General features: G+C 39.9%; 16 protein-coding genes. 8 read left to right on the top strand and 8 right to left on the bottom strand.

Annotated features, from left to right (window positions below; all coding sequences use genetic code 11):
- The first annotated feature begins 36 nt into the window (after nt 1-36).
- Entirely contained in the window at nt 37-477 is a 441-nt protein-coding gene (locus H5092_RS18485) for a PaaI family thioesterase (protein ID WP_149603343.1), read from the top strand.
- Here H5092_RS18485 and H5092_RS18480 read toward each other — a convergent pair whose 3' ends face one another.
- A complete protein-coding gene (locus tag H5092_RS18480; RefSeq protein ID WP_024595094.1) occupies nt 478-858 on the bottom strand; it encodes a hypothetical protein in 381 nt (126 codons plus the stop codon). It abuts the gene before it with no gap.
- A 313-nt stretch (nt 859-1,171) separates the two neighbouring features.
- Between H5092_RS18480 and H5092_RS18475 the strand changes: the two genes are divergently transcribed.
- Nucleotides 1,172-1,897, top strand: coding sequence for a hypothetical protein (locus H5092_RS18475; protein WP_182734520.1), 726 nt, complete (start codon nt 1,172-1,174; stop codon nt 1,895-1,897).
- A 62-nt stretch (nt 1,898-1,959) separates the two neighbouring features.
- Here the strand turns inward: H5092_RS18475 and H5092_RS18470 are convergent, their stop codons facing one another.
- On the bottom strand, nt 1,960-2,280 hold the full coding sequence (locus H5092_RS18470; protein ID WP_024599636.1) for a chaperone modulator CbpM: 321 nt from the start codon (nt 2,278-2,280) through the stop codon (nt 1,960-1,962).
- Nucleotides 2,280-3,248 carry a DnaJ C-terminal domain-containing protein gene (locus tag H5092_RS18465; RefSeq protein ID WP_182734518.1) on the bottom strand — a complete coding sequence of 323 codons (969 nt, stop codon included), beginning with the start codon at nt 3,246-3,248 and terminating at the stop codon, nt 2,280-2,282. The genes H5092_RS18470 and H5092_RS18465 overlap by 1 nt, the downstream gene beginning before the upstream one ends.
- A gap of 231 nt (nt 3,249-3,479) precedes the next feature.
- On the opposite strand from H5092_RS18465, the gene H5092_RS18460 reads away from it, so the two are divergent.
- The 3 genes from H5092_RS18460 to H5092_RS18450 all read left to right on the top strand — a co-directional run bounded on the left by H5092_RS18460 (nt 3,480) and on the right by H5092_RS18450 (nt 6,212).
- A complete protein-coding gene (locus tag H5092_RS18460; RefSeq protein WP_149603346.1) occupies nt 3,480-4,133 on the top strand; it encodes an endonuclease in 654 nt (217 codons plus the stop codon).
- A 100-nt stretch (nt 4,134-4,233) separates the two neighbouring features.
- Nucleotides 4,234-5,841, top strand: a complete 1,608-nt coding sequence (locus tag H5092_RS18455; RefSeq protein WP_182692764.1) for a S41 family peptidase — start codon at nt 4,234-4,236, stop codon at nt 5,839-5,841.
- Nucleotides 5,841-6,212 (top strand): hypothetical protein, encoded by a 372-nt coding sequence (locus H5092_RS18450; protein WP_182712894.1) that lies wholly within the window; start codon nt 5,841-5,843, stop codon nt 6,210-6,212. Before H5092_RS18455 ends, H5092_RS18450 begins: the two co-directional genes overlap by 1 nt.
- A gap of 71 nt (nt 6,213-6,283) precedes the next feature.
- Here the strand turns inward: H5092_RS18450 and hmpA are convergent, their stop codons facing one another.
- Together hmpA and H5092_RS18440 are read right to left on the bottom strand one after the other, a co-directional pair.
- Entirely contained in the window at nt 6,284-7,465 is a 1,182-nt protein-coding gene (hmpA, locus tag H5092_RS18445; RefSeq protein WP_182734516.1) for an NO-inducible flavohemoprotein, read from the bottom strand.
- Between the two features lie 20 nt (nt 7,466-7,485).
- On the bottom strand, nt 7,486-8,718 hold the full coding sequence (locus tag H5092_RS18440; RefSeq protein ID WP_182716568.1) for an NnrS family protein: 1,233 nt from the start codon (nt 8,716-8,718) through the stop codon (nt 7,486-7,488).
- Between the two features lie 279 nt (nt 8,719-8,997).
- Here H5092_RS18440 and norR point away from each other — a divergent pair, with 279 nt between their 5' ends.
- Nucleotides 8,998-10,554 carry a nitric oxide reductase transcriptional regulator NorR gene (gene norR / locus H5092_RS18435; RefSeq protein WP_182716569.1) on the top strand — a complete coding sequence of 519 codons (1,557 nt, stop codon included), beginning with the start codon at nt 8,998-9,000 and terminating at the stop codon, nt 10,552-10,554.
- Nucleotides 10,555-10,586: 32 nt separating this feature from the next.
- On the opposite strand, the gene H5092_RS18430 is transcribed toward norR, so the two are convergent.
- Nucleotides 10,587-11,486: a LysR family transcriptional regulator gene (locus tag H5092_RS18430; RefSeq protein WP_138489798.1), complete on the bottom strand. Its 900-nt coding sequence runs from the start codon at nt 11,484-11,486 to the stop codon at nt 10,587-10,589.
- 119 nt (nt 11,487-11,605) lie between these two features.
- On the opposite strand from H5092_RS18430, the gene H5092_RS18425 reads away from it, so the two are divergent.
- Complete coding sequence (locus H5092_RS18425) at nt 11,606-12,172, top strand: NADPH-dependent FMN reductase (RefSeq protein ID WP_008138682.1); 567 nt, start codon at nt 11,606-11,608, stop codon at nt 12,170-12,172.
- A gap of 21 nt (nt 12,173-12,193) precedes the next feature.
- Here the strand turns inward: H5092_RS18425 and H5092_RS18420 are convergent, their stop codons facing one another.
- A complete protein-coding gene (locus H5092_RS18420) occupies nt 12,194-12,634 on the bottom strand; it encodes a TerB family tellurite resistance protein (protein WP_154904115.1) in 441 nt (146 codons plus the stop codon).
- 99 nt (nt 12,635-12,733) lie between these two features.
- Here H5092_RS18420 and H5092_RS18415 point away from each other — a divergent pair, with 99 nt between their 5' ends.
- Nucleotides 12,734-13,114, top strand: coding sequence for a hypothetical protein (locus tag H5092_RS18415; protein WP_039489163.1), 381 nt, complete (start codon nt 12,734-12,736; stop codon nt 13,112-13,114).
- A gap of 2 nt (nt 13,115-13,116) precedes the next feature.
- Here the strand turns inward: H5092_RS18415 and H5092_RS18410 are convergent, their stop codons facing one another.
- Nucleotides 13,117-13,707: a hypothetical protein gene (locus H5092_RS18410; RefSeq protein ID WP_182734514.1), complete on the bottom strand. Its 591-nt coding sequence runs from the start codon at nt 13,705-13,707 to the stop codon at nt 13,117-13,119.
- Nucleotides 13,708-14,099 lie beyond the last annotated feature (392 nt).

The raw sequence follows: 14,099 nt of genomic DNA, 5'->3' as shown, positions 1-14,099 counted from the left end.
AAGTTTATAAATGATTAAAAATGCAAAGGAGACATTATGAGTATTTGGTACCAGCCCATCACCTTAGAGCTGTGCAAGCAGTTAGAACAAGGCATTAATGGCCAAGGAACATTAATGAAAACTATGGGGATAGAAGTCACAGAAATTGGCGATGATTATTTGGTTGCCACAATGCCGGCAATTCCTGAGCATCATAACCCAATGGGGATGGTTCACGGCGGTGCTAACGTTGTACTTGCCGAAACAGTTGCCAGCTATGCCGCTAACTTTGTTGTCGATTTTACTAAATTTTACTGTGTAGGACAGGAGATTAGCGCAAGTCATTTAAAAGCATCTCGCAACGGCACTTTAACAGCAACGGCAAGAGCGTTTCATATTGGCAAACGTAGTTCAGTGTGGGAAATAAAAATTACAAATAGCCGCAATGAGCTGTGCTGCGTATCAAAAATGACCGCAGCAGTCGTAGAGCGAAGATAGTTACTTTTCGATTGGGTAAATGGTAATTTCCATACCCGCACCAATCGCAGATATACGCAATAATGTATCTGCATCTAAGGCTTGATTAAAGCACTTAGGAGAAGTCCCTGATTCAAAACCAATATCAAACGTTCTACGTGAACAGCTTAACCATTGCTTTAGCGCGTTACGCGAACACGATTCAATAAGCTCACATATATGGTTTATGGCTTTATCAGGTGTGCTCACCTCACCTGTAGCTTCAATACGCGCTAGTTGACGGTATTCGTCTTTGTCATAATGTAAAATCGTCGCGACTTTTTTCAAGTCCGCCACTAGCAAACTAATATCTTGCTTTGATTCAAGCTCAAGATCTACATTTAAAAATTGAATTTCCGACATCGTTTCGTATTTATCCTCTAATAATTTCATTGCAAACTTTAACGCAGTTTTACCGTTATACCAAATCAACTATGCCCTAATAACCACTTTATATGGATATTTCGCAGCTTTTAAGTATTTTTTAGCATTTAAAGCTAGCTGGATATCAAACATCCAGCTCAATTAAACAGATAAGTCATGTTAGGAATTTAAGTGTAATCTTTTTTATTTTTAAATGATTACAGTAAGCTATAGTTTAAACTGCGACAAAATGTCGCAGTAACTTATCCCATTAATGTAATAAACTAGCCTCTAAAAATAATAAGACTAAAACATGAATAAAAAAATATTTAAACATGCTCGCAAGTTACATAAATGGTTAGGATATTTATTAGCACTACAAATTTTAGCATGGTTACTAGGTGGTTTAATTATGAGTGCAATCCCTCTTGATAAAGTTCATGGGGAGCATCTTGCAACACGTACTCTTAATAACCCATTTACGCAGGCTGATTATGTTGCCTCCCTTGACGATATTGCCTCTCAGGTGGTTAATCCAACACAAATAATTTTTGAGAACTTCTTAACTACACCACTTATTACTGTCTTTAGTAATAACGAGCAGCAAAGCTTCAATGGAATAACAGGCCGACCATTTGAACCGCCAACTAAAATACAAATTACCGCAAATGCTAAAGCACACTTACTTATTGACGCTCAAGTAACAAGCGCTGTACTACTAAAGCAAGGTATGCGAGAAGTTGGATATAAAACCAATGTTTGGCAGGTACAATTTGACGACACATTTAACACAACACTGTACTTGTCAGAAAATAACGGCAAAGTTGTTACCGTTCGCAGCACGCTATGGCGAATATTCGACTTTTTTTGGATGTTACATATTATGGATTACGATGAGCGAGAGGATTTTAATAATCCACTGCTTATTAGCTTTTCAGCAACCAGTGTACTTTTTTGTTTAAGTGGAATATTACTACTTATACAAAATATACGACTAAAACGATTTATCCGAATTAAAAATAAGAATAAATCAAAGTAGTCATATTGGTTTTTGAAAGCTAGCGCCCACTTATCAAAGAGTAAATAAGCCTAGGGCTTATTTTATTCCAAGTGCTTAAATCGACTCAAATGTCGCTTTAACATTTCGTTTTCGAAAATCAACTCATCACGCTCATCCAGCAATTGTAAAACTAAAGCTATTGCCGACCAATCTAACGAAAAGTCATGTTGGATACGGGCCGCTTTTTTAACTAAGGTCACTGCAGATACCGTAAATTGCCACTGCGTAACATGATCCCCCTCAATTGGAACCGCAATATTATGCTCAACTAGCTCATATAAAATTGCTTCGCTAATATCACTGCTCAAACATAGCTCTTTGCTAGTAAGTAAATCGTCTTTTTGTGTCACGATAATTTGCATTATGGCTTGCTCCAGTTATTACGGGGATCAAAGTGAGCTTTTTTGGCTAATTCTTCCCACAGTTTTTTACTGGCATCATCAACAGATGTTGGATTAACAATTTTAAGCACAGCAAATAAATCACCTTTAGCTTTTTTACTCATTAATCCCTTACCTTTAATACGCAAGCGTTGACCAGACTGACTATTAGAAGGAATAGTTAATTGGATGTTTCCTGTCAACGTAGGTAAATTTAGCTTTGTACCAAGAGCCGCTTCCCATGGTGCAAGAGGGACAACTATATTTAGGTTATGACCTTCAACATCAAATAATGGGTGAGGCACTAAACTAATTTGTAAATACAAGTCGCCATTTTGCCCATTAGCTGACCCTAATCCGCCTTGCCCTTTTAGTCGAATTCGCTCGCCATTTACTGAGCCTGCAGGAATTTTCACTTTAAGTGATTTTTTAATTTCAGTGACACGGCCACTGCTGTCTCGCTGCGGTAACATAAACTCAACAGGCTTAACGGTATCAACTAAAGTCTCTTCAAGAAAAATTGGGAACTCTATTTCCACATCTTGTCCTTTTTGCGCGCGAGCGGCGTTACTTCTGCTCTGCCCGGAACGATCGAATCCACCAGCTCCGCCAAACATTGAATTAATAAAGTCAGAAAACTCTTGGTCGGTTTGAGGATCGCTTTGCTGATAATTACTTTGCGAAGAGGCATTGTTACCACAATAATGGCCTTGCTGTTGACGAGCACGATTTTGTTGGTGACGACGTAACTCGTCGTATTTAGTGCGTTCTTCTTTGTTATGGATGACTTCGTAAGCTTCTGCTATTTCTTTAAACTTATCTTCTGCTTGAGGCTCTTTGCTTACATCTGGGTGATATTTTCTGGCTAACTTTTTATAAGCTACTTTAACCGCTTTATCATCTGCATCAGGCGATATTCCAAGCACTGCATAATAATCAACAAATTTCATTTGCAATCCAAATCCTCATATTGAGTAAGCTTTAAGCATACTCCTTAACGGGTAACCTTGTGTGGTTAAAATACGATAAATAGTGAGAAATAAATGAATAGTGAAAATAACTTTGAGTAAAAAATTAATCAGGCACTTTTTATTAATATAAGCGTAGGCCTTAAGTTAACTTTATCTTTTATCTTCAAGGCTTTAAACTGCCTATTCCTGTAGTTCACATTTGTGATGGATATGACTCGATTTATTCTGGCCTTATTGGCTTGTTGTGTGTGCGTTTCGGTATCAGCCGAACAATTTACCCGTTTTTCAACGGCTAAAAGACATTTAATTAAAACCCTACCTGACAACGCCAAAAGCATTTACTGCGGCTGTGATATTAAAAAAGAAGGCAAAAAACTCGTTCCTGACCCGTCTAACTGTGGTTACATTCCTCGAAATACCCTTACCCGCTCAGGTAAAGTAAATGTGCGAGCACTACGCATTGAGTGGGAGCACATTGTTCCGGCGTGGGAATTTGGTCACCAGCTACAATGCTGGCAAGATGGCGGGCGTAAAAACTGCCGTAAAGTAAGTGCTAAATTTAGAAAAATGGAAGCTGATATAAATAACTTAGCGCCAGCTATTGGCGAAATTAATGCCGATCGCTCTAATTATCGTTTTGGTATGCTTAGCGAAAACGCCACACAATATGGTCGTTGCGAAGTAAAAGTAAACTTTAAGCAACGTGTAGTTGAACCGCCTGTTTATGCACGAAAACGTATAGCTGACACCTACGCTTACATGCAAAAAACATACGGTTTAAAAATCTCTGATAAACAGCAAAAGTTATTTAATGCATGGCAAAAGCAAGCATTCGCAGATACAAGTAGTGCGAGCAAGCTCTAAGCTTTAACACTCATTTACATAAATCAAAGTTATAAATGTTGAATAAACGAGCGAGTGTTGTAATATTTTAAACAACTTATTTACAAAAAAGCCCTTACCTATGTTTAAAAATAATAAAACCTCGCTTGCCATTTTCACTGCATTTGCGGGCTTTGCTTTGACCGGTTGTGGCGGCGGCGGTAGCGGTATCGACTCAGCCCCTGTAGTTACAACACCTGTTAGTAGCAGTCCAACATGGACTGCGGGTGTATTTGAACCCTCTAACGATTTAAAAAACTTTTGCGAAACCCCGCGTACGGGTAACGATCCCTTTAATAACAACGAGCCTTACCCAGATCAAGCCGGTTCTGCCCTTTACGAAAAACTCTGGCTTCGTTCTTGGAGCGACGAAACCTACCTTTGGTATGATGAGATTGCCGATAACGATCCTGAAAGCTTTGCCACAGTAGCCGATTATTTTGCCCAATTAAAAACAGAGCAGCTTACCGACTCAGGAGCAAAAAAAGATAACTTTCATTTTTCAGAACCTACTGAAGATTACTTTCAAGAAGCGCAATCGGGCGTTACTTCTGGTTACGGTATAAATTGGGCGTTTATTGGCGATACAGCCGACCGTATTTTACGCGTCGCTTATCTTGAAGATGATTCACCTGCAAGCCAAATAGGCTTTCAACGTGGTGATACTGTACTTTCAGTTGACGGTGTTAGCATTAATACCAATACACAGTCGGGTGTAGATACGCTTAACGAAGGTTTATTTAGTCCTACTAACGGCGACTCACATACTATTGTTGTACGCAGTAACGATGGCGCCGAAAAAACATTTAATGTAACCGCTGGCAATATTGAACAAACACCGGTTCAAAATGTTAAAACGATTACAACCGCAAATGGTTCAAGCGTGGGTTACATGCAATTTAATAGCCATATAAGCATTGCCCAAGAAGGGCTTATTGATGCAGTAAATAAGTTTAAAACCGATGGTATTGATGAGCTTGTAATCGACTTTAGATATAACGGTGGTGGTTTATTAGCACTGTCGGCACAATTAGCTTATATGGTTGCCGGTAATGCCAACGTTAACAACCGCTTTTATTATCAAACTCAACAAAACGATAAACAACCCGTTGATTCGCCTTTTCCATTTATTGATGAAGAAATAGATTACTCTACTTTTTTTAGCACAGGTGAAAACCTACCTGATTTAAACTTATCGAAGGTTTATGTATTAAGCACATCAGGCACCTGTTCGGCATCAGAAGCTTTTATTAATGGTTTAAAAGGTATAGACGCAGAAGTTATTTTAATTGGCGATACAACCTGCGGTAAGCCCTATGGCTTTACCCCAACTCATAACTGCGCAACAACCTATTACACTATTCAATTTAGTGGGGTAAATAGCAAAGGATTTGGCGAATACGCTGCGGGTTTTACACCAACCCCTACGCCACAATTTGATGCTGATGTTCAAGGTTGTGAAATTGAGGACGACTTTGATCATCAGTTAGGCGACAGTGACGAGGCCGTTTTAGCCACCGCATTGTTTCATGTTGAAAATGGCAATTGCCCAATTAGAACGGCTGCTGCAAAAGCAGAGCCAGCTAATTTTTCAAGCTCTCGTGAATCTCTCATTCCTTTAAATATGCCTGAGCAATTTACCCAGCGTAATATGGACTTAACTTGGCCAACACTGAGTGAGGAAAGGTAATGGATAAATTATTACTCCCATTAGCTACCTTATTCGCTTTAGGTGGATGCCAAAGTGTAAATAGTGATCCCGCTAAACCCGCTATATTAACGAGCGTTAATCCTAGCGTTATTGCAACACTACAACAGGCAATTCAACAAGCTAAGGGAGGCGCATTAGTAACACTTTCCGATTCCGTATTTACTAAACGTAGCGAACTGCTAATTGATCATGCAATGAGTAAAGGGTCTGATGGCAGAGTAATTATGGGCGCGCATAATATAAAATCTGAGAAGTTTATTTTGCAACTACGTAATAACCAATGCGAGCTTTACTATCCTAAAAAAGAGCTTACTACAGTACTTGAAGGTGTGACCTGTAAAGAGTTATAAAGCACTTTATTAGCGTTTATAAAAAGGCGCGCAGCACATCGCTGTACGCCTTTTTCTATTTTAAAGCGTTATTACAAGTCTTCATGCGGACCAAACACTTCATAATGAATCTGCTCGTTTTTAACACCTAGTTCAAGTAACTGCTTTTTTATAAATGCCATAAAACCGGCAGGACCACATAAGTAAAAGTCGCCATTACTCAATGGTAGCTGTGCTTGTACTGCATTTAGGTTCATTAACCCAGTAAAGTCAGCGCCCTCTGTCGCTTGGTTAAACCACGTTATTGTTTTCAAGTGGTTATTCTGCGCTGTTAGATCATATAAATATTTTGAAAACGAATGTTGCTGAGTATTTTCGCAAGCATGTAAATACATAATCTCTTGATTAGAATTGTCACTTAATAACGTTTCAAGCATAGCCAGCATTGGCGTTTGCCCAACACCTGCTGAAATGAGAACCACTGGACTTGTGTTATTGCGTAAAAAGAAGTCTCCTGCCGGCGGGTATAACTCAACAATAGTGCCATGCTCTAATGAGTGTAAATAATTAGACACCATGCCAGGCTTTGGCTGTAGCTCTTTTTTAACACTAATACGGTAGTTTTTAGCGTTACTTTTTTGTGAAATAGAATACTGGCGAATTTCTTCATATTCAGCGCCCTCTGGCTTAACTTTAATACCTAAATACTGCCCTGGTTTATGTGTAATAACAGCTTCGCCATCAACTGGCGTAAGTGTAAAACTCGTTACTAGTTCTGATTCGGCCTGTTTGTTGGTTATTTCAAATTGCCGAGTTCCCGCCCAACCACCGTGTTTATTTTTACTGTGCTCATACAAAGCAGCTTCTTCGGTTATACAAATATCAGCAAGTACGCCGTAAGCTTCGCGCCAAGCGTATTCAACATCGGGAGTAAATTGCTCAGGAAGAAGCTCTTTAAGCGTACCAATTAAGTGTGCACCTACAATAGGGTAATGCTCAGGTAAAATATTCAAGCTTGTATGCTTATGATTAATACGTGTTAGCGCTTCTTTTAATACGGCTAAATTATCAATATTTTGTGCATACGCAGCCAATGCATTAAAAAGTGCAAATTGCTGACGACCTGTATCTTGGTTCGCCATATTAAAAATATTTTTAAGCTCAGGATTATGACTAAATAAACGCTTATAAAAATGATCGGTAACAACCGTACCCGCCTGCGCTAATAACGGAACTGTGCTTTTTACAATCTCAATGGTTTTATCAGATAACATATGTATTTCCTATGGATGAACTAACCACGACGCCCATCAACACGACGCCGCGTTAATATAGGTGTGCAGTGAATTAAAAATAATGAAAAAGCTACTAACCACAGCAAAGCACTTATTTGCCAAGCAAGGTGAGGCCTAATAATAAAAGGGAGTAATGAACGAGTAATAGCGGCCACAAGCAAAAATGCAAAAGCAACAGCCATGTAATGAGGAATAGCGAGTATCCGCCCTGTATGACCATGCGATACACGCGTCATCATTGCTAAAATCATCATACCTATTGTGCCAATAGTGATTAAGTGCAGCGCATCTTTAAATTGCATTGCACTGCTATAAAAGCTAAATGCAACCATCATTAACCCTACGCCTAACGCTAAGTAGGAAAAATGTAAAGACCATAACAACGGCACTCTCAATACCTTGCTATCCCACCAACAACCAGCCCTAAGCAGGTGAAGCGCAGCAACAGTTGCAACAACTAACGCAGGATTAATCGTGTTCAAAAACAACTTGTTGATGAAAAATAAAGTGATAGCCACAATAGATAAATACATAACAGCTTTATCTATTTTAGGAGTGCGAACTTGTGCGGCTAACCCCAGACCTTTAGCGGTAAAAAATGGTAAAACGCGGCCCGCAACAATGCCAACTAGTAAAGTAATAACCAGCACTGCGGTATCAACCACACCAAGTGCAAGCTGCATGTTTTGTTGTAAAACAAGTATTAAATACAATACATTGAGCCCACAAAGCACAGCTAAAATAGCTAAAAACGGATAGTTACTTTTGCTATTGGCTTTTAATAACATATTAGCCAACGCGGTTATGGCGCCTAGCCACCAAATAACTTGTAATGTAAGTGCAGCATATAAATTAAAATGAGCAATATCTGGCAGTACTACAAAAAATGCTAAGCGCGCTGCAAGCCATATAAACGTAAGCCACATAAGGGCTTTGCCACTTATGCTCGGCACGCCTGTCCACGTTTGTGCTGCGGTAAGTAAAAAGCCAACAGCTACAACTCCTGCAAAGCCAAACAGCATTTCGTGCGCGTGCCATAATGTCGCAGGTATCGATAAGTGCCAACTTGCATGGCCTGTTAAAATAAGTAGCCAATACCCCACTGACAAAAATGCCAATAAGCCACCGCCTAAAAAGAAAGGCCTAAAAGCTAGCATCCATAACGACCATTGAGATACTTGATGAATAGCAACGCGTGCTGGCATTGGCTCAGTTAAGTTTATAGGGCGCATTATTTTATTTCCTGCCCTACACCATACTGAGCAAAAAAGTATTCAGCGCACGCTAGTGCCTCATGCAGTGAACTAAACTGTGTTTGATTATTTAAATTATTCAGCATTAGTGTGTTCATGGCGATCTCTGTAACTAACTACGTTACTTAGCTATTACACATACTGTGCCAACAAGTTTAATTAATTAAATTCAACAAGTTAAATTAAATCACTTTACAGTGTGAGTCTTTATGACCTACTATAAATTAACTCATAAAAACACAAATAGGTCATTTTGACGTGAACCAGCAATTCAACCTTACACAAGTTGCTCTAGAGCTTGCTCAAAGTACACTACACGAGCATAGCTTTGATAAATTACTAGCAACGGTTGAGCGGGTTATTCCAAGTGATGCAAGTGCGTTATTAGTGCTTCAGGGCGAACAATTAAAACCACTGGCAATTAAAGGATTAATGCCCGACAGTTTAGGCAGACGATTTAAAATAGTAGAACACCCTCGCCTAGAAGCTATTTGCAAAAGCACACTCGCGCTTCAATTTGCGCACGACTGCCCACTACCCGATCCATACGACGGATTACTATTAGCTAAAACCGGCGACATACCGGTACATGCATGTTTAGGTTTACCTCTTTATGATAAAAACGCGCTACTTGGCGTACTTACGTTTGATAGCCTTAACGCCAATGCATTTAACAGCATAAGCGCTGATACACTCAATACCTTACAAACGCTGTGTAGCGCGCACTTTAAAACGGCCTTAGAACTTGCCCATTACAAACAGCATGCACAGCACTCAAGTGCATTAGTACAAGAACTAAATCGTGAAGCATTAACACGTGACGGCGGTGAAATTATTGGTCAAAGTCCACTAATGCAAACACTTAAAAACGAAATTAAACTCGTTGCAGCATCTAACTTTAGCGTGCTTATATTAGGTGAAACAGGGGTAGGGAAAGAGCTTGTTGCACGTAATATTCACTTAAATTCAGCTCGCAAAGATCAACTGCTTATTCACTTAAATTGTGCATCGCTTCCCGAAAACCTCGCTGAAAGTGAATTTTTTGGTCATGCGAAAGGGGCTTTTACAGGCGCACAAAATTCGCGCCAAGGTAAATTTCAATTAGCTGATGGCGGCACGTTATTTTTAGATGAAATTGGGGAACTACCCCTTGCCATGCAAAGTAAACTATTACGAGTGCTACAAAGTGGCGAAATACAAACGGTAGGAGAAGACACGCCAAAGTACGTAGATGTACGCGTCATTGCCGCAACCAACAGAAATTTAAAAGAAGAAGTAGCTCAAGGTCGCTTTAGAGCCGATTTATACCATCGCCTCAGTGTCTACCCTATTACTGTGCCACCACTTAGTAAACGCGAGCACGACATAACACTCTTAGCTGGTTATTTTATTGAGCAAACAGCCCGTAAATTAGGGATAAAACAATTAAAACTAAGCCCTGAAGCGCAAGTACTGCTTAATCAGTACAGCTGGCCAGGTAACGTGCGCGAGCTTGAACATGTCATTAGCCGCAGCGCCCTAAAAGAAAAACAAAGCCAATGGCAAAATCCAATAATAACCATTACAAGCGAGCACTGTGACTTAACACCGAGTGCGCCGCAAAACTCTCTAGTAGCAAGCCAAAGTACAACCAACACCTTAATCAACCAACCTTTAAAGCAAGCTGTAGAATCGTTGCAATACAACGTAATTACCGAGCAATTAAAGAAGCATAACTACAACTGGTCAGCAGCAGCAAGAGTACTTGAATTAGATAGAGCAAACTTAGTACGCTTGGCTAAACGCCTAGGGATAGAAGTAAAAAAAACACTATAATCATTTAAAATACAGCTAACACGCTGCTAAAACTATTGATTAGCAGCTAACTTACTAAAGTGTGTTTTTAACAACCCTGCAAAAGCTTGTACTTTAGCAGTACGATGCACTAAGTGATGCGTGACTAACCATACATCGGTAGGCCAGCTTAACTCACTGTGCAATATAGGCACTAAATCAGGATATTGCGCCGCTACGTCATGTTGTAATCCGCCAATGCCTAGCCCTTTAATGATTGCACGAGTCGCTTCTGCAGTTTCAGATACTCGCAGCTTTATTTGCGATGCAGGAATGTGCTCATCAGCCCATGCAAAATAAGGCACGCGGGCATTAAAACCTGCCACGCCCGATACAAAGTTATGTTGTTGTAAATCAATTAATAATTTAGGCATACCGTATTTATTAATGTAACGTTTATTAGCGTATAAACCCGATGAAAGCTGCGCCAAATGCTGAGCAATATAATCGCCTTCATCAGGTCTTGGGCCTGCACGCACTGCAATATGTGCTTGTCCGTGATCGAGCCTTAGCCTTTTTTGTTCTAAAATAACCTCAAGCTGCACTTGTGGATGTAGCGCCTGAAATTGCTCACATACATCACCAAGGACATCCATGAAGCCACTTACCGTCGTTAGCAACAAACTACCTCTAAGGGTGCTATCGGCCGCTACTATATCGTTATGTAACTGCTCTAAGGAGCTATGGATTGTTTGTGCTGTTGCAAATAACTTGGTGCCAATTTCAGTAACCTTGTAGCCACGAGCATGGCGATGAAAAAGCCGTGCATTTAAGTTTTTTTCAAGATTATTAATTCGCCTAAGCACTGTGCTGTGGTGCACATTAAGCTCCTCGGCCGCTGCTGTTAGCGTGCCTAACCGTGCTACTTCGAACGCAACTTTAACGTCTTGCCAATCTTCAAATTTTATCGCCATGCTGCCTACCTTTTACTTATGTGCATATACGCACACAAGTGTTGCGTTTATTAGGGTTTTCTACAAGTGAAATTTTGCTACATTAGTCATGTAACTTAAAACATTAAAAGGCCACTACCATGTCAGCACCAAAAATTATCGCCCTAGCTGGAAGCCTTCGCCAAGAAAGCTTTAACCAAAAAATTATTAATGAGGCAGCACGTTTTGCTCTACAAACAGGTGCTGAAGTAGAAGTAATAAAACTAAACGAATTAAACATCCCACTATTTAACGAAGATATTGAAGCGCAAGGTACACCAAGCGATGTACAGCTTTTAAAAGATAAGCTACGTACAGCCGACGGTATTTTACTAGCAAGCCCAGAGTACAACGGCTCTATTACCGCAGCACTAAAAAATGCGATTGATTGGGCATCGCGTACAGAGCAAGGTGCTGTTCCTGCTTTTCGTAATAAAGTGGTTGCTTTGTTTGCAGCATCGCCTGGTGGGCTTGGCGGCTTACGCGGTTTAAATCATGTGCGTGATATATTAAGCGGCATTGGATCGTTAGTACTTGCCGATCAACTTGCAGTACCCGCTGTGCACACACTGTTTAATGAGAATGGGCAAATAAATGAACCTGTAACGGCTGAAAAAGTATCAGCCCTCGCTCATCAGTTAGTAAGCGTTGCAAGTAAGTTAAGATAACTTGCACGCCTAAATAACTAATTACTTTGTCGCTGCTATTTTGGCGGCGATAAAGTCGGTATGCGTTACATATAAAAGCCCTGCTACTTTACGTATAACGTAGTCTTCTTGGGGATCTATTTCTCCATCGGCATACGCTAAGCGCCATAATAACTCTATTATTTCTATTCGCTGCTCCGCGCTACAATGCTCATTAATCTGTTTTGAAAACTGAAAGTAATCTATCGAATCATCTAAGCTACTTGCCGCATTATTAGTAAGCTCATTAACCTCAGTGTCTGTTAAATTAAAGTACTTTTTTAAGGTTACAGTCAGGGTTCGTTGTTCATCATGTTCAAGCTTGGTATCTGCGCGCATAACTTCAATTAATAATGCAGCAACCGCTGTTTTTAAGTCGTGCTCTTGCATACTTGGCTGCTGTTCATCGAATACAGCAAAAAGTTGTTTTATTTGTTTGAACATCACACTTTCCCTTTTTGGGTGTTAGACTAATACGTAAAGAAATCGACCTTATTACTCTTATTAATGGGTATAAAGTTCGCAAATTAAAGGATACATTTTATGAAAGGAATAAACACACCACGCTTATTTATAGGCGCTACGCTGGTGGCCCTTTCGAGTGCAAATACTGCACTTGCTGAAAAAGCCGAAACCGAGAAGCTCTACGACTTTGATAACAAAGTACATTACTACCAAACACAAATTGGCGAAGACAACTATAAAATAGAAATCCAGTCAGACGATTACAAACACTTTACCAATCAAAGTGTATTTTTGTTACGTCATGCTGACCGTCTATGCCGCGGCAATACCTTTATGTTGAAAGTACTTGAAGGCGTGCAAGAGTACGAACGCTTTCCAACAAAACCACGCGCTTACCAACCTGATTTAAGTGTTTTACTCCAATGCGAAACTAAAGAAGATACAAGTAAGGGTAAGTAACCTTATTTATAACCCCAAGGTGCTGATGGTGGAGTAATCGGTTTAGTTAAATCAAAATCCACCTTAAACTCACGTCCTTGGCGAATTAATCGATAAGTAAATACTTCTGGGTAAATATACATTTGCCATGTATTACCTACAGACTGCGCAAGACCTTGTTTTACAAATAACTCTTTAGAGTATTGGTCTGCTGGAAACGACTGTATCTGCGCAGACCCTGCATCAAGCGTATGGCCACCATACATAGTTGATGCGTCGTCTGTTCCATCTTTATGACGATGATCGTGCTTTAAACTCAAGCCGCTACCCATTTTAGTTATGATCCACGTACGTGATGCATCGTCTCCTACATGAAACGGTACTTGTAACTCAGTCTCACCACATTTACGTACATGCATAACCAGTTTTTTATCTGTAAATGAGCTTGGGCCTTTCGCGTTATCTACCGCTACTTCACCTTCAAAAGCTTTACCACAATGCGCTGCAATACTATTAAAAAAGGCATCATGAGTAGGAATAGACACTAACGGTGCAGGGCGTGCAAAGGCTGTCGATGAAGCAAGTAATAAAGTTGCTGCAGTTAATAATTTCATTTGTTTCTCGTTATAGTTATTTTAAAACACCTGTAATAGTACAGTTTTCTTAAGTACTTTATTAGAAGTATCTAAATAAAAATGAGAACAGGACAACTAGATAAAATTTTAAGTAATGATTAACGACTAAATACCTCTGCACTCATTAACAATCCTACTTTTATAAATATTAATTGCACACTTCTAGATGTGATTTTAACGTCGGGAGTCGCTACGCTCGCCCGGCCTACGTGATAGGTGTTGATGTGAGTGTGTGTTAATTGCGCGTATTTCACTTTTCTGCAGACGTAAAAAAGCCCGACTATTTCTAGTCGGGCTCTCTACAATTTGAAGCCTGGTAATGTCCTACTTTCACATAGCAAATGCTACACTATCATCGGCGCTGTTTCGTT

The sequence above is a fragment of the Pseudoalteromonas sp. SR41-7 genome, assembly GCF_014163935.1.
Classification (GTDB): Bacteria; Pseudomonadota; Gammaproteobacteria; order Enterobacterales; family Alteromonadaceae; genus Pseudoalteromonas; species Pseudoalteromonas distincta.
Note: the sequence above shows the minus strand (reverse complement) of the source record. Positions and strands in the feature narration are given on the sequence as shown.